The following is an 18,418-nucleotide window of genomic DNA, read 5'->3' as shown; positions in this document are numbered from 1 at the left end:
GGGCATGGCATGTTGCTCGGCACCATTCTGAAGCGTCTGGGGCATGCTGCCGATGCGGCTCAAGCCCTCGATGCCATGAACGACATCGTTCGCCTCGCCGAGGTCGAAGCCATGGCAGATCGGCATGCGGAGAGCCCGGCGGAGTACGTTTGCGGCGCGACACGGCGCTTTGCTGCCGACGCATCAAGCGAAGATTGGCTGGCGCTGATGACGGCCATCGAACGCAGCGACGATCCGGCTCGTGCGACTTTGGACAATATGCTGCGCTGGTCGCTGGCGCGCGACGCGACGGGGCCGACTGCGACCGGCTGTGGGTGTGCAGCGAGCAGGCCGGGCGATGCTGCGGAATGATACGGCGCCGACGCCTTTGGCGCTGCTCGACGATCCGCTGGCCTATGTGCTTGCGGCGCATTTTCGGCAGCGCGCGATCTGCGCCGTGCTGCGCCGCTTCGCGACGGCGCGTGTTGTCGGCCGCGTCGAGGCCGACAGGATGATCGCCTATCTTGTCGGAGATCTGCGCCTGCACCACGAAGACGAGGATATCGACCTCTATCCCGTGCTGCGGCGGCGCGCGTTGCCCGCGGACGGTCTTGGCATCATTCTGGCTCGTCTCGGCGAGGAACATCGCCAAGGTACGGCAATAGCCGACCAGATTGTTGCGGCGCTAGCGGCAAAGCCGGCGGACGAGGAGATTCAGATCGGGGCGGCTCTCGACGCGACGATACAGGCCTATGCTGCATGCGAACTCAAGCATCTTGCTCTCGAAAACGGCGTTGTGCTGGCGCTCGCGCGTATTCGCCTGACGCGAGCCGATTTGACGATGATCGGCCGTAGCATGAAGCTACGACGCGGAGTCGTCGTCGCATGAGCAGACTCGACCATCTCTTCGACCGCAATCTCGAGTGGGCCAATCGCAAGACCGAGCGCGATCCTGACTTTTTCCGGCGCATGGCCGAGCAACAAACGCCGAATTATTTGTGGATCGGCTGTTCGGACAGCCGAGTCACCGCCAACGACGTGCTCGGTTTGGATCCGGGCGAGGTATTCGTGCATCGGAACATCGCCAATATCGTGCACAGCAGCGACATGAACGTTCTTGCCGTGCTGGAATTCGCGATCGAAGTACTGAAGGTTCGGCATGTGATCGTCGCAGGCCATTATGGCTGCGGTGGCGTGCAGCGCGCGATGGCAGATGCGCGCGGGACCTTGGTTGACCATTGGCTACAGCCGCTTTCAATATTTTTCCGCACACATAGAAGCGCGTTCGACGCACTCGTGACGGACGAACATCGGCTTGACCGACTTTGCGAAATCAACGTCGAAATGCAGGTTCGGCGCGTTGCCGCGACGCCTATCGTCGAGGCGGCATGGGGGCGCGGCATGGAACTGCATTTGCACGGCTGGATCTACGGCATGCACGACGGATTGCTGCGCGATCTGGGCGCGACCCTGTCGTCGATCCAAGCGCGGGACGCGGCACCTGCGATCGACCAACGCGCGACCGCGAGTTCCGAACCGTTGAGCGCGCGGCGCCGCCATGCATTCGAAGCTTTTTCAGCCATGGGTCTGGACGATATGGCATCGCAGCCCTGCTGCACGCCACCGATCGCGGATAGCGAGCCGTGAGCAATGCCGAAGCTGATCCTGACCCTTTATTCGGGTCCAAAGGTTAAGCGAGAATTGGGCACATTTTCTCGAAAAGAGGAGTGTGCGGAATGCCTAAAAAAGGATTCAGCGAGGAGCAGATCGCGTTTGCACTTCGCCAGGCGGAGAGCGGCACGCCGGTGGGCGAGGTCTGCCGAAAACTCGGGATGAGCGAACAAAGTTTCTACCGGTGGAAGAAGCGGTTTGCCGGGATGGGTATCTCGGAGATCCGCCGCCTGAAGCAGCTCGAGGACGAGAACACGAAGCTGAAGCGGCTGGTCGCGGATCTGACGCTCGACAAAACCATGCTGCAGGATGTTCTGCGAAAAAAATGGTAAGGCCCTCCGCGAAGCGCCAGGTCGTTGACCATTTCAAGGCGGCTTACGGCGTCAGTGAGCGGAGGGCCGTTCGTGTCAGCGGCTCAGCAAGGTCGACCTACCGGTACCGATCCATCCGGGATCCGCAAACGGCGCTGCGGATGCGGCTGAAGGAGCTTGCAGCCGCGCGTATACGGTACGGCTACCGGCGCTTGTACGTGCTGCTGCGCCGGGAAGGCTGGTCGACGAACCACAAGCGGATCTATCGGCTGTACTGTGAAGAAGGCCTGTCGATCCGGACGAAAACGCCACGCCGGCGCCGATCTTGCCGGTATCGGGTAGGGCGACCGGCAATAGGTGGCGTCAACGACACCTGGGCGATGGACTTCGTCTCCGAGCGGCTGTTCGACGGACGGCCGTTCCGAATCCTGACGATCGTCGACTGCCATACGAGAGAGGCTCTCGCGACCTGCGCGAGGACAAACTTCAGGGCATACCAGGTGATCGAAGAACTGGATCGACTGGCGCGGGTCCGCGGCAAGCCAAGAAGCATTCGGGTCGACAACGGCCCAGAGTTCGCCGGTCAGATGCTCGACCAGTGGGCGTATCTGAACAAGATTGAGCTCGACTTCTCAAGGCCAGGAAAGCCAACAGACAACGGGTTCATCGAGGCGTTCAACGGTCGTCTTCGTGCCAAGTGCCTGAATGCCTCATGGTTCATCTCGATGACCGATGCCCGGCAGCGCATCGAAGAATGGAGGACGGACTACAACACCGAACGACCCCACATGGCACTCGGCGGCTTGACGCCGAAGGCCTTCGCAGACCAAATAGACCGTGCCTGAAAGCTCGCTTAGCGAATGGACCCAAGTTCGGGGCAGGACCAGGTCCGAATGCACTAACATTCCACTCGGACCACTCGATGGGGGCCGATCACCCAACGCGGGCGCTGTTACACTGTAGTCTGTATTTCGGATTGGTTCGAAAGCTCGACCAGATCACTTACACTTCGCATTCATCAGAAACACTGTTTATGACAATTCGACGGGACTTCGGAGTTAATTCCGTCATTTGTGGAGGCAGCATGCTGAATAGAAACGATGCGGCGCGCGAACTGTACGAGATGTTTTGTGAGACGGAATCGCTTCCAATCGCCACCCGCCGCACCGTACGAATCCAGACGATCGGCGCGCTTCAGAATCGTTTCAATAGGTATTTGCATCGCGTCACCGAGACCGAAGCCCTATCGCTCTCGCAAGGATCGATGCCGATGTCACTCGAACGGCACCGTTGTTCTCGGGCCGACATTATTGCTGTTTGGGCGGACGCCTACGAGAAGACTTTCCCCGGGTTAAACTGCGCTTGGCTTATTGAAATCCAAGATCTATTCGAATGGGCACGTTCAGACGGCGAGGAATCCGGAGAGATTGACGCCGATTTTCGGTTCCGATTGGTTCCGCTATCTCGACACCGTCGCTGGACGAGAACGATTTCCGATAATTCCGGGGTTAATGTCTGAGTGTTTTCGTCCAGCGGCTTCTTCTCGGAATACGATTGGTCTCTGGCCTGACGGGGCGGACGGCTTAGCGCCCAGACTTGGTGGGTCGCCCGCATCAGGCCAGCTCCATGGTCTTGCAATTGCCTGCTCAAATCGCCAAGCCGCAGCGTCAGAAATGCTGACCGCCCTGCGCCCAGGATTTCGAGCGTCAACTGGCGACACCACGACGATAGACAGTGCTCCCACCTACTTTATTTGATGTGACGCAATCAGTTGCGCGACCTGCTCGGCAGTCAATGGCGTGCGCGACAAAAGCGCAAACAGCTTTTTGATTCGTACCATCGTGAATCCGCGTGCGCGCAGATCTCCCGCGAGCATCTCCTGGAGAGATATAGTCGCGGCGAGATTCTTCTGCGTTTCCGTCGCACGCCCTCTCGCTCGGGCATCTCGCTCAATTTCATACAGCTTGCGTTGATACTTGTTTTTGCGCGCCTCCGTTCTGACGAAGTCCGCTTCGGCTCTTCGTGCACGACGCTCGGCCCGCTCCTCCGCCGCTGTCATCGGCGCCATTTCGACCCTGTCCAACCCGTCAAATCCCCCCGAGGCCGGCGCCGGTTCGAGGGCGGTGGTTGATTGTGATACTGGAATAGCCAGATCGGTAGTTTCCGCAGGCTGCCGGGGCATATCGACTTTCTTCGACATCGCTATCTCCTAAGTCCACCCGCGCCATGAATTGGCGCGGCGCAATGCAAGTATTGCCTCGACTCTCTTAAAATCCAGAGCGGCGGGAGCGCGTTTTGAGAACCGGCTTCGAGCCCGGCACGGGCCCGATTGTTTGGATTTGCTTCCGCCGCCCCGGATTTTAAGAACATTGGGGTTATGTAAGGCGCAACGGGCAAATACCGGCGCAGCCGCGAAGCACCCGCACAAGCAACGTGTGGCCGCGTTAGCGGACACCGATTTCCCGCTTTCGGGCCATTCTGGCCCGAAAGCGGGCGCAATTACGCGTTGCCGCAGTTGGCGGCAACGCTGATGCCAGAGAATTGAGGAGAAAATGGCGCGTAAGCATTCGAACGATGAACTGGAGATCCCACGCGCAGGCCGCCTCGACGAGTCCGCCGAGTGGGAAGCCATCAACAAGATGCTACGAGGCCCGCGCGGCCCCGGAATTCGACTGCGGACAGCCGCTCTAAAGCAACCATCAAAACGCACCACCTCGCCCACATCAGGCCCCGGCTATCGCGCCCTGTCGCTCGGAACAGCACCAACGAGCGTCGGTGCATCGACTTTTCATCTCCGGATGGCATCGACGTCGCGGAAACCAGCCCCTCAGATCCCCCGCGAGGTCCGCCGCGGCCATCGCGTCGGACTATGGCCAACCCGCACCGAGATTTTCCACCTCAAAACCCTGTCGGAGGCAAAACGCCATAGCGGCGCCCGGATGTGGTCTCTCCCGTCCGGGCACGCATTTCTGAAGACGCCAGCCGGTCAACTGATGGCTTCGAATATCGCGAAGACGTCGTCACATGTCGGTCGCGAATTCAATGCAACAAAGCGTGCGCTTGATCGCTGTCGGCAGCATCAACGATACATCGAGCGCTCGGGCGGCTATTCCAAAACTGCCAATGACATCGAACGCGACGAACGGGGACCTATTTGCACCGGAAATATCGGCGACTCGCCGAAGCAACGCGAGGCGTTCTGGCTCGCCGCGAATATCGCAGAAAACAGACGCGACTCCCGCGTCCAGGACAGGATCATCATTGAGCTTCCACATTGGGTCTCGTCGGCCGATCGTCGTGCGATAATCGAGCGGTTTGGTCAGGAATTCACACGCCAGAGACTGGGCTGGTTCGCGGCTACACACAAACCGGACGAACAGGGCGACAGCAGAAATTTTCACGCGCATTTTGTGATCGGTACGCGGCCGATACTAACAATGCCTTCTCATGCGAATCTCGAACGCAGCAGCGCTCCAGATTGGGTTTTTGCGCCAACAAAGAACCGAAACCTCCAAGGCCCCGACTGGGTGACCTATCTTCGGCGCCGATATGCAGAGATCGTCAACGAAGTCGCCGAACAAGTAGCACGCCGTGGTGACAAACCGATCGAGCGACTGTTCTATCCCGGCCGCGCGACCGAGATTGGTATTCTCAGCCCACCCGGCGAGCATCTTGGACCGGCTCGCTCGGCGCTGTTGCGCCGCGACGCAGGCGCGCCACAGCGTTCCGTGCCGCCGCGTGTTGCAGATATCCTCACAAGCTGCATTCGAGCCCATACCCAAGACCTTGAAGTAATTGCACGCACGACAGAGGAATTGGACATTCTGCTCGAAACTTTCGAACCACAAGAACATACATTTTCGGGAAGATTTGAATGCGTCAAAAACGTCGATGCAGCACGCAATGCAGTTGCGGCGTGCGCGGAATTCCTCAAATCCATCTTCAGCGCCCAAAATAGAAAAGTAACCGTTCTGCACGACTCCGAAGGGAAAGACGCTCAGTTGGAATTGATCGATGTTGTTTGGCGTTTCTCGCGTGCCGGTGCGGCCGTTGCGTCGGCGCTCGCATCCTTGGAAAAGTACAAAGAAGAGATGGCGCGCGAAGAAGTTCAAGATAACTTCATGGGCGAGTTTGCCAAAGGGCCTGCGACACTCGAAGAGGTCGATCCCGAGTGGGTGTTCCAGGAACTGAAGCAGCGTCTGAAGCCAAAATGGATTCCACCGAAGTTGGAGAATGACAAGAAAATTCCCGTCGTTCGCCGATGCTCTGACAGTGTCGCCATCGCGATCGGCGATTATGTCGATATTCAGCTACACTTTGGTCGCGCGTCTGGTTGGCACATCGTCAATTCAACATCCAAATCCGAAAAAAACTTGGACGAAACGACCTATGAGGTTCGGTTCTGGAGAAAACTTGTAGAAGGGCTCATTGAAACTACGACGCTTAGCTTGGGCGCGACACGTGTGGCCGAGATACTCACTCGCCACGGCCTCTCACCCGTCAAGTTGACCGGTCGGCAAAATACCATGGAATTTCAAAAGCCGGGCGGGCTGTTACGGCTTGCTGCCGACGGTCGCCACGGTAGCCTCTATGGAAACGACAACACTCTCGGAAGAGTTTTCGAGGAAATTCGGCGTGCCCGCAGCAGGCTACACTCGAATTCCACCGTACTGCAACTTTTGGCCTCTCGATCTCGTCCTCATCCCGAGGGCGACCCTACGCGCGTGGATCGTCCTGTTAGCCTCTCGACACTTCTCCGTTTCATCGACACGTCAAGAAATGAAACTCCGATCGAAAGGAAGTTCGTCGCACTATCGCCCTCCCTCCAAAAGAAGCATGAAGATGCAATCGCCGCTTTCCACCCGCCTCCGAACTTGGCGTCGGCGGAAACATCGGACAATAGCTCATCGAATAATCCGAAGCATTCCGAGGGAACACCAAGCAACGCGACTTCGCCAGAGACACATACAGCCAAGAATGGGATCTTTGACGGTGCTGCGAGCGTCATTCGAAGCCTTTGGAATAGGATTTCCGGTATCTCGTCGCCAAATTCTCTTTCCTCGACTACGTCAACGTCGGCTACTCGTCAGCACGACACCGGGGGCGACACTCCCGCAACACGCACGAGCAATCAGCCAACTCGCACATTTGTGCAGCAGCCTGCCAAACACGGGAGTCATCAAAAGAGCGAGTCTAAATCCCAGCCAAAAATCGCATCGAAATCGGCAGGCCCGGCGGCGCCAAAGATCGAGACGGGCGGTAACATTCCTCCCCCGCGGACAACAACACCAAGCTGCAAAGGCGACATCGCGGAAACACTACAAATGCGGCGCCGGAAGGAGCTCGGTTTGGAGAGGTAGCCGGAGTTACCGCAGCCTAAACGAAGAGCAGTGGGGAGGGGTGAGCAAAGCTCTGCAACAGAAGGCTACAAAACTTCGTCCTATGGGAAAGCATAGCACTTATATAAAATATCCTATAAATTTAGTGTATTCCGGTTTTTTCTTCCGCCGCGCCGGATTTTAAGACGCCGGCCCCATTCTCGGCTTGTGAAGCTCGTACGCACCAAGCCAAGTGAGATTGATATCTCACACAACCACCTAAGCCCTGTCGAAGGACTTTGGAAGGCATCGACTTGTGCCAAAGCGCAGGCAGCTAAGACCTTACCCAATCCAAAGAAACAAAGCTATCTAGACACCTCCGTCGCTCGAACTGCGACAAGCTCAGGTCCGGTAACTCTTCAGTCGAAAAATCTTCGACCGGACGCCCCTCTAAATCGTGTCGTCGAGGAGGTCGATCTTTTTCATCTCTACAAAATTCTTCTCGCTTCAAAGCACGCGCGTCCGGCGATCCGTCGATCACAGTTACACACCACCAAGCAAACTCCCCCAACCGATCAAGCGCCTATTCTGACAACCACGGAAGCGGCTCAAATTTTCAAAGTCAGCTCAAAAACCTTTTTGCAGCGCTACGCCCCTATGCTGCATCCCATACCATCAGCAAATCGCAGCAGCCGGCGCCGCCATCTTCGCTGGTCACGATTTGAAATCGAACGATTGGCGCGAGGACAGGTCGCCTCTGAGTTCGAGTCAGGGGCACCCAACGATGACCTCACCTTCGTCCGACGCGCACTGGAAAAGCGTCTTGAGTGATCCGTTCGAACGCGTCGATCGCCGCCTCGGCGAGCTCCTTCGTCCGAACGATGTATTCGTCGAGAATTTTCTGGGTCACGGCAATCGAGTGCCCGGAGAGGCCAGCAATTCGCGGGGCACTGACACCGGCCTCGGCTAACCAAACCATGCCGCTGCGCCGCAGGGCATGGAAGTTGAGGCTGCGGATGTTTGCCGCCTCCAGCCAAGTCCGGAATTTCCGACTGAAGTTCCGATCGTCGAACATCCCCTCGCTCTTCGTTTTCACAAGCGGGCGCTTCTCTCCCGGATTGATCTTCTGGCGCTCGATTTCGGCCCGGAGGAGCTTATGGACAGGGAACTCGACGTCGGCCCAGGTCTTTTCTTGCTTGAGCTTCATCCACCAACGTCCGTGATTATCGACACGAATTTTATCGCCGGTAATCCTTAAAATGTCACCCCGCCGCTGCAGCGTGAAAAGCGCCAGCAAAAATGCGAGACGCATATCGTCCGGAACGCCTTCCGTCCGAGTAGCCTTATGCGTGACCAAGGCCGGGTTTCCGCCGACATTGACTTCGCGCGTGGCGGTCAGAAAGGCTTCAACGTGATTGCGCCGCCAGATTGGCTTTGCCTTTTTGCTATGCCACCCCTTCGCAAACGAGCCGGGTGCCGTAAACGGGTTCACGACTTCGATATGGCCGTTCTGGACCGCCCAGTTCCATAGGCGCGAATAGCATTTGAAGCGGTTCCGGGCCGATCCCGACCCGTGCTTGGCAATCAGGGTCGCTTTGAACTTGCTGGCCATCGCACGGGAGAACATCTTTGGTGCCCAGTCACCGACCCGCTCCTCAAGGTCCGTCAAGAAAGGGAGCCAGAGCGTCTTTGTCCCCTCGGCAAGCCCGACATACTCTGGCGAGACCTTGAATTTGGCGATGACGTCGCTCAGCGCCCCGGCCTGCCGGCGCCGCGGTTCGGGTCCAGCGAGCATTTCGATCTCGGCCGCGCGAGCGACCGCGCGGGCCCGATCCGAGCCAAGGGCAAGCTTCGTAGCTCGATGGTAATAGAAGGTCTTCACCGTCCCGTCGGCGAGCGTCTTCGAGACAATCTTGATTCCAGGCAATACGGGCAACATCGCGCTTTTGGGCATCCAGCCAACCTCCAACGGCAAGTCCGTTGGAAACTGAGTGGAAACTACGTGGAAACCAGACGCAAGCCCGAAAACGTCGAAACCCGCTAGACCATTGATCTAGCGGGCTTCTTTGTTGGTCGGAGCGGCGGGATTCGAACCCACGACCCCCAGTCCCCCAGACTGATGCGCTACCGGGCTGCGCTACGCTCCGTCATTGATCCGGCCTCAACCGTTCCTGCGCGCAAGATCGTCTTTGGGGCGAAGACAGGCACGAACGGGCGCGGACTATGCCGCACCCGCCCGCCAGTTTCAACGCTCGCTTTGCTGATCGAGGCCAAAGCGCCAAAGCGGCAGCTTCAACCCGGCAGGAATTGCCGGGAGGCATGTTCGAAAGCTTCCGGATTTTTCCTAACCATATGAATTAACTTGATTAATTAGCTGGCACGGCGGCTGCAATCCTCTTCGTTGTCCCCGCAATGGGACCTGTGCCAACCGCCCCTCTGCCCAACGGACCCGAACGATGGAAAACCCTTCTTATCTCGCCCTGTCGCATCAAAGCGCCTTGCGTCGCCAGATGGAGACGGTTGCCAACAATCTGGCGAACACCAACACCACGGGCTTTCGCGGCGAGCGGCTGCTGTTCGCACAGTATCTGACGCCCAAGGCCGGCAATCCCGGCATCGGCGGCGACGGCGCGCAGAAACTCGCTTTCGTCGAGGGTATCGGCACCTACCGCGACACGCGGCCGGGCCAGGCGATCAAGACCGACGCCCCGCTCGACATGATGATCAACGGCAACGCCTATTTCGTCGTCGAGACGCCGGTCGGCCCGCGCTACACGCGCGACGGCAATTTCCGCCTCGACAGCACCGGGCGCATCGTCAACACGGAAGGCTTTGCGCTGCTCGACCGCAACAACCGCCCGATCGCGGTCAATCCCAACGAGCCCAGCATCGAAATCACGAAGCAGGGCGACGTCATCAACGGCGCCAACAATGTCGGCCGCGTGAATCTGGTGTCGTTCGTCGACGACCAGGCGCTCACGCGCCTCGGCGGCGGGCTCTATGCCAGCACGCAAGACCCCGTCCCGGCCGATGCACGCGCCGAAATCCACCAGGGCATTCTCGAAGGCTCGAACGTCGTATCAGTGACCGAGCTCACCCAGATGCTCGACATCACCCGCCGCTACGAAAGCGCCCAACGAATCATCGACAGCGAACACGACCGCGCCCGCCGGGCGATCGACCGCCTCGCCCGCGTCGCTTGAAACTTTTGACCAGGAGATAGACCCATGCGCTCCCTCAACACCGCCGCGACCGGCATGCTGGCCCAGCAGCTGAACGTCGAAGTCATCTCGAACAACATCGCCAACCTCAACACGACCGGCTTCAAACGCCAGCGCGCGGAGTTCCAGGACCTGCTCTACCAGGCCCAACGCCGCGCCGGCACGGCGGCGTCCGACGCCGGCGGCACGGTGCCTGCGGGCATCCAGATCGGCCTCGGCGTCAAGCCCACGGCCGTCTACCGCATCCACGAGCAAGGCTCGCTGCTCAAGACCGACAACTCGCTCGATCTTGCGATCCAGGGCCGCGGCTTCTTCCAGGTGACGCTGCCGACCGGCGAAACCGCCTACACGCGCGCCGGCTCCTTCCAGCTCAACAACCAGGGCTCGATCGTGACGGCCGACGGTTTCGCGGTGGTCGGCCCCGGCCAGGTGCCGAACAACGCCACGAGCATTTCGGTCAACCAGTCGGGCCAGGTGTTCGTCCAGATCCCGGGCCAGACGGCCTTGCAGCAGGTCGGCCAGTTCACGATGGCCGCCTTCATCAACGAAGCGGGCCTGATCCCGATCGGCAACACGAACTTCCTGACGAGTGCGGCCTCGGGCGACGCGATCGGCGGCACGGCCGGCACGGCCGGTTTCGGCACGCTGCAGCAGGGTTTCGTCGAAGGCTCGAACGTCAACTCGGTCAACGAGATCACCTCGCTCATCACGGCGCAGCGCGCGTACGAGATGAACTCGAAGATCATCCAGGCCTCCGACCAGATGCTGAACACCGTCAACCAGATGCGCTGATCCAGTCTGAAGGATACCGACCATGACCCGCTTCGCCCTTCTCCTTGCCGCCGCCGTCGCGACCCTAGCGCCGGCAGCATTCGCCCCGGCCGCCCACGCGCAAACGCTGCGCAGCGACCTTGTCGTCGTCGAAGGCGATCTCGTGCGCCTCTCGGACCTGTTCGACGGCGTGAACAGCGACCGCGCCGTGCTGCGCGCGCCCGCGCCCGGCCGCCGCGTCGCGGTCGAAATCGCCCAGCTCATGGAAATCGCGCGCGTCAACAATCTTGCCTGGCGCCCGCAGACGCGCTTCGACCGCGTGCTTGTCGAACGCATGGGCCGCACGCTTGAGTCGGCCGACATCGTGCCGGTGCTGCGCCAAGCGCTGCTCGCCGAAGGCATGCGTGCCAGCGACGAAATCGATTTCGGCGGCCGCGCCCCCAGCGTTTCGCTGCCGATCGAAGCGCCCGCCGACCTCGAAGTTCGCCAACTCCAGTTCGACCGCGCCAACGGCCGCTTCACGGCAACGCTGATCGCCGGCGGCAGCCATGTCGGCGCCCAGCGCCTCACGCTGCAGGGCCGCGTGATGACCACGGCCCGCCTGCCGGTCTTGCGCCGTGCGATCGGGGCGGGCGAAACGATCCGTTCGGCCGACGTCGAAATGGTGCAGGTGCGCGAAGACGCAACACGGCGCGACGTGATCGCAAGTGCCGACAAGCTGATCGGCCAGGTCGCCCGCCAGCGCCTGCGCGAACGTGAGCCGGTGCGCGAAACCGACGTGCGCGCTGCAACTCTCGTGGCCCGCAATGCCAACGTCACCGTGCTGCTGCAAATGGGCAGTCTGAGCCTCAGCGTTCAGGGCCGTGCGGTCGAAGAAGGTGCGCGCGGCGACACGATCCGCGTTCTCAACACCACCTCTAACCGCCAGATCGAAGGCGTCGTCGTCGGCCCCGACACAGTCGCCGTGCCGATGTCGCCGCGCCTGGCCGCCCTCAAGCCCTAACCCCTTTTCGCCTCTTGCTCGTTTGACCGGAGACCCGCCATGAAACCCTTCTTCCGCCTTGCCTTCGTCGTGTGTGCTGCCGCGAGCCTTGCGGCCTGCGGCAACACGCTCTCGCGCCTCTCGGAAATGGGCCAGGGCCCTGCCCTTACCCCCATCAAGAACCCGGCCGATACCAACCCGCGCATCACGATGCCGTCCCCGCCGCGCGCCGAAGGCGAGGGCCAGAACAACGCCTCGCTGTGGCGCACAGGTGCCCGCCAGTTCTTCAAGGACAACCGCGCCAACCAGGTTGGCGATATCGTGACCGTAATCGTCAGCATCGCGGACACGGCCGACTTCAGCAATACGACGACGCGCGGCCGCACCAACACGGAAGGCGCCGACGTGTCCTCGCAGTTCCTGGGCTACAGCACGACCGATCTGCTGTCGCGCCTGCCCGGCGCCAACAACAACACCTCGAGCAACAACGCGACCGGCAATACGGTTTCGCTGGGCGGCTTGAGCTCGACCACATCGAACAACGGTACGGGCCGCATCCAGCGCTCGGAAACATTGAACTTGCGGGTTGCGGCCGTCGTGACCCAAGTGCTGCCCAACGGCAATTTCGTCGTCAACGGCTCGCAAGAAGTGCGGGTCAATTTCGAGGCCCGCGTGCTGCAGCTCGCGGGCGTCATCCGGCCGCAGGACATCACCTCGGTCAATACGATCCGCCAAGACCAGTTGGCCGAAGCCCGCATCGCCTACGGCGGCAAGGGCCAGATCACCGACTTCCAGCAGCCGCGTTGGGGGCAGCAACTATTCGATATCGTCTCGCCGTTCTAAAGACTTGCTCCCTCCTGCAGACGAAAAACCCCCGCCAGAAAGGCGGGGGTTTTTTGGTTTTGTCGGTTGTGCGCGATTGACTTTCGCAATTTGCTTCGCGAAATTGAAACCATGGACAAACGGGACTTGGCATTGCTCGAAGCGCTGCAAGCCGATGCGCGCGCTTCGCTCGCCGAACTGGGGCGGCGCATCGGCCTGTCGATTTCGGCCACCAACGAGCGGATCCGCAAGCTTGTAGCCACGCGCATGATTCGCAGCTGGACCGTGCGCGTCGATGCCGCCCGTTTGGGCTATCCGATTCTGGCTTTTGCCGAGATCACGCTCGAGAGCGCGCTCGACGAGACATTGTTTCTGGCTGCCGTCATGGTGCGGCCCGAAGTGCAGGAATGCTACCCGCTGGCGTCCGACCGGCGCTATATGCTGAAGCTGCGCGCGCGCGACAAGGCCGAGATCGAAGCGCTCGCCGACGATTTCCTGCGTCGCATTCCGGGCGTTTCTGCCGTGCGGCTCGAGCGCGTGCGCACGATCGCCAAAGACGGCGAATACATCCCCTGCCTGCCCGCCGAGGCGGCCGCCGACCTGCGTACGGTCGGCTAGCCCGGCCCCCTAAATCGGCGTCAGTCTTCGCGCTGCATGCGCTCCATACGCTCGTGGCGTTCCTGCGCTTCGATCGACAGGGTAGCGATCGGGCGCGCGTCGAGCCGCTTGATGCCGATGGGCTCGCCCGTCTCTTCGCAATAGCCGTAGCTGCCGTCGTCGAGCCGGCGCAGGGCCGCGTCGATCTTGCCGATCAGCTTGCGTTCGCGGTCGCGCGTGCGCAGTTCCGTGAAACGGTCGGTTTCGGTCGAGGCCCGGTCGGTCACGTCGGCCTCGGGCACCGTTTCTTCCTGCAGATGCTGCAGCGTCTCGGTCGAGTCCTTGAGCAGATCGGCCCGCCAGCTCAGCAGCTTCTGGCGGAAATACTCCCGCATCAGCGGGTTCATGAACTCTTCGTTGTCCGAAGGGCGGTAGTCTGGTGGCAACAAAGGATAGGTCATGGCGCCCCCGTTCGAACTCCCTGATGTCTTGGAAGAACTGGCTTTGTTTATCGACACGGCTTGTATCCGAGTACCCTAGTCGAAATCAAGCGCGACGCGCGAATCGCAGTCGCCTTGGTCTTGCGGGCAAGCACATACCGTGCCGAAAGCGAAAAGCCATGTGAAATTTCAGCGAAGGCTTTCGAGCTTGGCGAGTTCGACCGCCGCGCGCAGCTCGATATCGCCCAAAATGGCGCGCAATTCGGGGTCCGCGCCCACTTCCTGGCGCGCGCGTACCAGTTTGGCCAGATCCATGAGATCGGCGCGCGACATCGAGCCGGTCAGCAGGCCCTGGCGCAGCGCATCGAGCTTGTCGAGCATGTCGTCGGCGCGCTGGAGGGCGCGCTTGTTGGCGGGTTTGTTGGCCGAGTCCTCGACCTCTTGCGCCCCGAAAACAGCGCCCACGCCGTAGGCAGCCGTCGGCCCGCCGACGGATTCGGCCCCACGCTCGGCCGCTTCCAGCAATTTGGAAAAGTCGCTGCCTTTGCCCGCACTTGGCTTGACGGCCGATTTGGGGCCGCCAACATTGCGAGGACCGCCGGTATCGCCGACCTTCATGGCGCCATCTCCTTGGGCTTTCAGGGGAGAAGATGCGGGCGAAGCGATTTTTCCGCAATCGGCAATTTCTGCCGGGCCAAAACGTTGTTTTGCCGAGCCAAGCTGCCAGCCGCTAACAACAAGCTATTGAAAATAAACGATTTAGAGACTGGCACGTGTCTCGCAAAGCTTGACGCGGACCTCTCCAGTTGCGGGAAAAACGACCATGGCCAACCGACCCACCAAGCTGATTTTTGCGTTCCTCGGCGCTGTTTTGTGCGCAAGCCCGGTTCTGCTGCCCGCCGACGCCGCAGCCCAGGGCCGCGTGCGCATCAAGGACATCGCGGATTTCGAGGGCGTGCGCCAAAACATGCTCGTCGGTTACGGCCTTGTGGTCGGCCTTAACGGCACGGGCGACACCATCGCCAACGCGCCCTTCACCCAACAGTCGATCATCGGCATGCTCGAGCGCATGGGTGTCAACACCCGCGACATTTCGAGCACCTTGCGCACCAAAAACGTCGCGGCCGTGATGGTCACGGGCACCCTGCCCGCTTTCGGCCGCACCGGGACCCGCATGGACGTGAGTATCGGGGCCCTTGGCGATGCCACCAACCTGATGGGCGGCACGCTGCTCGTCACCCCGATGCTGGGCGCCGATGGCGAAGTCTATGCCGTTGCCCAAGGCCCCGTCGCGATTTCGGGCTTTGCCGCTTCCGGTGCCGGCCAGTCGGTCACGCGCGGCACACCCACCGGCGGCCGTGTGGCCAACGGTGCGATCATCGAGCGCGAAGTCACGTTCGAACTTTCCTCGCTCGAGGTCGTGAACGTGACCTTGCGCAATCCCGATTTCACGACCGCCCGGCGCATCGCCCAGGCGATCAGCGCCTTTGCGGGCGTGCCGGTGGCACGCGCGCGCGATCCGGGCACGGTGCTCGTGATGGCGCCGCCCAACCGGCGCAACGACATGATCGGCTTCCTCACCGACATCGAACAGCTGCAGATCCAGCCCGACCAGATGGCCCGCGTCGTGATCGACGAAAAGTCCGGCACCATCGTGATGGGCGAGAATGTGCGCATCTCGACCGTGGCGATCGCCCAGGGCAACTTGACAATCCGCATCACCGAGACGCCGCAGGTGAGCCAGCCCAATCCCTTCTCGAGCACCGGCACCACCACGACCGTGAACCGCACCGACATCCAGGTCGACGAAGGGACCGGCCGCAATCTTGCCGTCCTGCCCGGCAGCGTGACCTTGCAGGAGCTCGTGAACGGCCTCAATGCGCTGGGCATTACGCCGCGCGACATGATCACGATCCTGCAGGCGATCAAAGCCGCAGGCGCCCTCCAAGCCGAAATCTCGGTGCTGTGATGGCGGGCTCGATCTCCAGCCCCGGCCTGTCGCAAGGCAACGCAGCCGGTGCCCTCGACCTCGCGAAGAGTGCGGCCTTCAAGCCCCTCAAGGCACCCGCCGCCGGCAAGACGCTCGACCCCAAAGACATCAAGCGCACTGCCGACGATTTCGAAACCCTGTTTCTCGAACAGATGTTCAACCACATGTTCAGCACGGTCGGGGTCGACAAGACCACCGGCGGCGGCCAGGGCGAAGAGACCGTCCGCTCGCTGCTGGTCAACGCCTACGCCAAGAACGTCGTCAAAGCGGGCGGCGTGGGCCTGAGCTCGTCGATCGCGCGCGACATTCTCAAAATCCAGGAGCAAGCCAATGCAGCCGCACAACAGTGATTCCACGCCAACGAGTGCGGCCAATGTCCGCGTCCAGATCGACACGCTGGTCAAGATCTCGGCCAATCTCGTGCATCTGTTGGAGCGCGAAACCGCTCTGCTGCTCGACATGAAGACCCAGGAAGTGGGCGAGCTGCAGACGCAGAAGAGCGAGCTGTGCCGCCTCTATGCGTTGAGCGTGCGCCAGCTGCGCGAGAATCCGGCGGCCCTCAAAAGCGCGCTCCCGGTCGTGCAGAGCGAAATCGAAGCCGCCCTCATGCGCGTGCACGAAGTGGCCATGCGCAACCAACGCGCCATCCAGTCGGCGCGCAAGGTCAACGAGGGCGTGATGAAGGCGATCGCCGAAGTGTGGAACGCCGACCGCTCGGCCGCCGCCGGCTACACGCGCAAAGGCATGAAGCCGCAGGCCAACACCAAAAAACCCGGCTTCTCGTATGCGCCCGTCGCGTACGACGAACGCTGCTGATCCTCGCCGCCATTTGAATATAGCGAGCGCCGGTCCGAGAACCGCCGGCATACGGGCGAGAACGCCCCCTCCGTCCTGCCGTAGCGCTGTCGATGGTTGTACTGTCTGTTCATGTTAAACATGTATTTTGCGGTTAAGCTCAGTAAAATATGGGCTTTCTTGCATTCATATCCCATCTTGACTTGAATTTGCCGCAAAGTTCCGCGATACAAACTTCCGGATTGACCGGCGATGCAAAACGTCGCCGAAGAGCCATCCGCGCAAAGAGAGCAAAGGTCGTCAAGCGGACGACCGCAACAGGGAAACCCAGGAGAGCCCCCCTCATGATTCGCCGCAAATTTCTTGCCGTCGGTGCCGCCGGCGTCGCCACCGCCGGTCTTGCCGCACCGGCCATCAGCCAAGGCCGCATGGAATGGCGCATGGTCACCTCGTGGCCGAAGAACCTGCCCGGCGTGGGCACGGGCGTCGAGCGCCTGGCTGCGCGCATCGGCGAAATGTCGGGCGGCCGCCTGACGGTTCGCGTGTTTGCGGCGGGCGAACTTGTCCCCGCGCTGCAGTGCTTGCAGGCGGTGCGCGACGGCACGGCCGAAATGGGCCACGACGCGTCGTACTACCATATCGGCGTGCACCCGGCGTTCCAGTTCTTCACTTGCGTGCCGTTCGGCTTCATGGCGACCGAGCAGTCGGCGTGGCTCAACTACGGCGGCGGCCAGCAGCTGTGGGACGAGCACGCGGCCAACTACAACGTCAAAGCCTTCCCGGCCGGCAACACGAACACCCAGGCCTTCGGCTGGTACCGCAAGGAACTGACGGGCTTGGAAAGCTTCCGCGGCCTCAAGATCCGCATGCCCGGCTGGGGCGGCCAGATCATGACGCGCCTCGGCGCCCAGCAGGTGGCCCTGCCCGGCGGCGAAATCTTCGCGGCCCTGCAGTCCGGCTCGGTCGATGCGGCCGAATGGATCGGCCCCTACAACGACCTCGCCATGGGTCTGCACCAGGTTGCCAAGCTGTGCTACGGCCCGGGCTGGCACGAGCCGGGTTCGAACCTGCAGCTCATGGTTTCGAAGTCGCGCTTCGACGCCCTGCCCGCCGACTTGAAGGCGATCGTCACGTTCGCCGCCCAGTCGATGGACATGGACATGACGACCGAATACATGGCGCGCTCGGGCGAAGCCATGGAAACGCTGCGCACACGCCACGGCGTGCGCTTCCTGAACCTGCCCGGCGCGATCATCGACGGTTGCGGTACGGCGGCCGGCGAGTTCCTCACCGAAGTGCGCGATCGCGGCGACGCGATGACGAAGAAGCTGTTCGACTCGTACCTCAAGTTCCGCACGCAGGTGATGCCCTACACCCGCTGGAACGACGGCGCGCTGCTCAATGCCCGCGTCCGCGCGTTCAAGTATCTCACGTAATCCGCAAGCCCAGCCCCTTCGGGCAAACGGAAAACCCCGCGAGCAGCAAGCTCGCGGGGTTTTTTGTTGGGTGCTTTATCGCGAC

General features: G+C 61.2%; 20 protein-coding genes and 1 tRNA gene. 16 read left to right on the top strand and 5 right to left on the bottom strand.

Features of this window, described 5'->3' with window-relative positions; translation table 11 throughout:
* Positions 1-9 precede the first annotated feature (9 nt).
* The 5 genes from O9320_09805 to O9320_09785 all read left to right on the top strand — a co-directional run bounded on the left by O9320_09805 (position 10) and on the right by O9320_09785 (position 3,480).
* Entirely contained in the window at positions 10-351 is a 342-nt protein-coding gene (locus tag O9320_09805; protein MCZ8311136.1) for a hypothetical protein, read from the top strand.
* Positions 338-868, top strand: a complete 531-nt coding sequence (locus tag O9320_09800; GenBank protein MCZ8311135.1) for a hemerythrin domain-containing protein — start codon at positions 338-340, stop codon at positions 866-868. Before O9320_09805 ends, O9320_09800 begins: the two co-directional genes overlap by 14 nt.
* On the top strand, positions 865-1,626 hold the full coding sequence (locus O9320_09795) for a carbonic anhydrase (GenBank protein MCZ8311134.1): 762 nt from the start codon (positions 865-867) through the stop codon (positions 1,624-1,626). Before O9320_09800 ends, O9320_09795 begins: the two co-directional genes overlap by 4 nt.
* An 89-nt stretch (positions 1,627-1,715) precedes the next feature.
* Positions 1,716-2,806 (top strand): IS3 family transposase gene (locus tag O9320_09790; protein MCZ8311133.1). Its coding sequence is split into 2 segments (ribosomal slippage): positions 1,716-1,968 and positions 1,968-2,806, totalling 1,092 coding nucleotides; the frame shifts between segments, so codons are not numbered across the junction.
* A gap of 239 nt (positions 2,807-3,045) precedes the next feature.
* The gene (locus tag O9320_09785; GenBank protein ID MCZ8311132.1) at positions 3,046-3,480 is read left to right on the top strand and encodes a hypothetical protein; all 435 of its coding nucleotides are present in this window, start codon (positions 3,046-3,048) and stop codon (positions 3,478-3,480) included.
* Between the two features lie 225 nt (positions 3,481-3,705).
* On the opposite strand, the gene O9320_09780 is transcribed toward O9320_09785, so the two are convergent.
* Positions 3,706-4,161 carry a hypothetical protein gene (locus O9320_09780; protein MCZ8311131.1) on the bottom strand — a complete coding sequence of 152 codons (456 nt, stop codon included), beginning with the start codon at positions 4,159-4,161 and terminating at the stop codon, positions 3,706-3,708.
* A 352-nt stretch (positions 4,162-4,513) separates the two neighbouring features.
* Between O9320_09780 and O9320_09775 the strand changes: the two genes are divergently transcribed.
* Both O9320_09775 and O9320_09770 read left to right on the top strand, forming a co-directional pair.
* Positions 4,514-7,321 (top strand): MobA/MobL family protein, encoded by a 2,808-nt coding sequence (locus O9320_09775; protein ID MCZ8311130.1) that lies wholly within the window; start codon positions 4,514-4,516, stop codon positions 7,319-7,321.
* A 186-nt stretch (positions 7,322-7,507) separates the two neighbouring features.
* The gene (locus O9320_09770; GenBank protein ID MCZ8311129.1) at positions 7,508-8,110 is read left to right on the top strand and encodes a hypothetical protein; all 603 of its coding nucleotides are present in this window, start codon (positions 7,508-7,510) and stop codon (positions 8,108-8,110) included.
* Here the strand turns inward: O9320_09770 and O9320_09765 are convergent.
* Both O9320_09765 and O9320_09760 read right to left on the bottom strand, forming a co-directional pair.
* Positions 8,070-9,233 carry a tyrosine-type recombinase/integrase gene (locus tag O9320_09765; protein MCZ8311128.1) on the bottom strand — a complete coding sequence of 388 codons (1,164 nt, stop codon included), beginning with the start codon at positions 9,231-9,233 and terminating at the stop codon, positions 8,070-8,072. The genes O9320_09770 and O9320_09765 overlap by 41 nt on opposite strands.
* 116 nt (positions 9,234-9,349) lie before the next feature.
* Positions 9,350-9,426: transfer RNA gene (locus tag O9320_09760), tRNA-Pro, on the bottom strand.
* 309 nt (positions 9,427-9,735) lie between these two features.
* Between O9320_09760 and O9320_09755 the strand changes: the two genes are divergently transcribed.
* The 5 genes from O9320_09755 to O9320_09735 all read left to right on the top strand — a co-directional run bounded on the left by O9320_09755 (position 9,736) and on the right by O9320_09735 (position 13,693).
* Positions 9,736-10,482 (top strand): flagellar hook-basal body complex protein, encoded by a 747-nt coding sequence (locus O9320_09755; GenBank protein MCZ8311127.1) that lies wholly within the window; start codon positions 9,736-9,738, stop codon positions 10,480-10,482.
* Between the two features lie 24 nt (positions 10,483-10,506).
* Positions 10,507-11,292 (top strand): flagellar basal-body rod protein FlgG, encoded by a 786-nt coding sequence (gene flgG / locus O9320_09750; protein MCZ8311126.1) that lies wholly within the window; start codon positions 10,507-10,509, stop codon positions 11,290-11,292.
* Positions 11,293-11,314: 22 nt separating this feature from the next.
* On the top strand, positions 11,315-12,274 hold the full coding sequence (flgA, locus tag O9320_09745; GenBank protein MCZ8311125.1) for a flagellar basal body P-ring formation chaperone FlgA: 960 nt from the start codon (positions 11,315-11,317) through the stop codon (positions 12,272-12,274).
* A 39-nt stretch (positions 12,275-12,313) separates the two neighbouring features.
* The gene (gene flgH, locus O9320_09740) at positions 12,314-13,096 is read left to right on the top strand and encodes a flagellar basal body L-ring protein FlgH (protein ID MCZ8311124.1); all 783 of its coding nucleotides are present in this window, start codon (positions 12,314-12,316) and stop codon (positions 13,094-13,096) included.
* Positions 13,097-13,207: 111 nt separating this feature from the next.
* Positions 13,208-13,693 carry an Lrp/AsnC family transcriptional regulator gene (locus O9320_09735; GenBank protein MCZ8311123.1) on the top strand — a complete coding sequence of 162 codons (486 nt, stop codon included), beginning with the start codon at positions 13,208-13,210 and terminating at the stop codon, positions 13,691-13,693.
* 20 nt (positions 13,694-13,713) lie between these two features.
* On the opposite strand, the gene dksA is transcribed toward O9320_09735, so the two are convergent.
* Together dksA and O9320_09725 are read right to left on the bottom strand one after the other, a co-directional pair.
* Positions 13,714-14,133, bottom strand: coding sequence for an RNA polymerase-binding protein DksA (gene dksA / locus O9320_09730; GenBank protein ID MCZ8311122.1), 420 nt, complete (start codon positions 14,131-14,133; stop codon positions 13,714-13,716).
* A 168-nt stretch (positions 14,134-14,301) separates the two neighbouring features.
* Positions 14,302-14,730, bottom strand: a complete 429-nt coding sequence (locus O9320_09725; protein MCZ8311121.1) for a flagellar assembly protein FliX — start codon at positions 14,728-14,730, stop codon at positions 14,302-14,304.
* A 205-nt stretch (positions 14,731-14,935) separates the two neighbouring features.
* Here O9320_09725 and O9320_09720 point away from each other — a divergent pair, with 205 nt between their 5' ends.
* The 4 genes from O9320_09720 (at position 14,936) to O9320_09705 (ending at position 18,333) form a co-directional block, all read left to right on the top strand.
* Positions 14,936-16,081, top strand: coding sequence for a flagellar basal body P-ring protein FlgI (locus tag O9320_09720; protein MCZ8311120.1), 1,146 nt, complete (start codon positions 14,936-14,938; stop codon positions 16,079-16,081).
* The gene (locus O9320_09715) at positions 16,081-16,452 is read left to right on the top strand and encodes a rod-binding protein (protein MCZ8311119.1); all 372 of its coding nucleotides are present in this window, start codon (positions 16,081-16,083) and stop codon (positions 16,450-16,452) included. Before O9320_09720 ends, O9320_09715 begins: the two co-directional genes overlap by 1 nt.
* Entirely contained in the window at positions 16,433-16,918 is a 486-nt protein-coding gene (locus O9320_09710; GenBank protein ID MCZ8311118.1) for a hypothetical protein, read from the top strand. Before O9320_09715 ends, O9320_09710 begins: the two co-directional genes overlap by 20 nt.
* A 323-nt stretch (positions 16,919-17,241) precedes the next feature.
* Entirely contained in the window at positions 17,242-18,333 is a 1,092-nt protein-coding gene (locus O9320_09705; GenBank protein MCZ8311117.1) for a TRAP transporter substrate-binding protein, read from the top strand.
* Positions 18,334-18,418: the final 85 nt, after the last annotated feature.

The sequence above is a fragment of the Magnetospirillum sp. genome, assembly GCA_027532905.1.
In the GTDB taxonomy this organism is placed as follows: Bacteria; Pseudomonadota; Alphaproteobacteria; order CACIAM-22H2; family CACIAM-22H2; genus Tagaea.
Note: the sequence above shows the minus strand (reverse complement) of the source record. Positions and strands in the feature narration are given on the sequence as shown.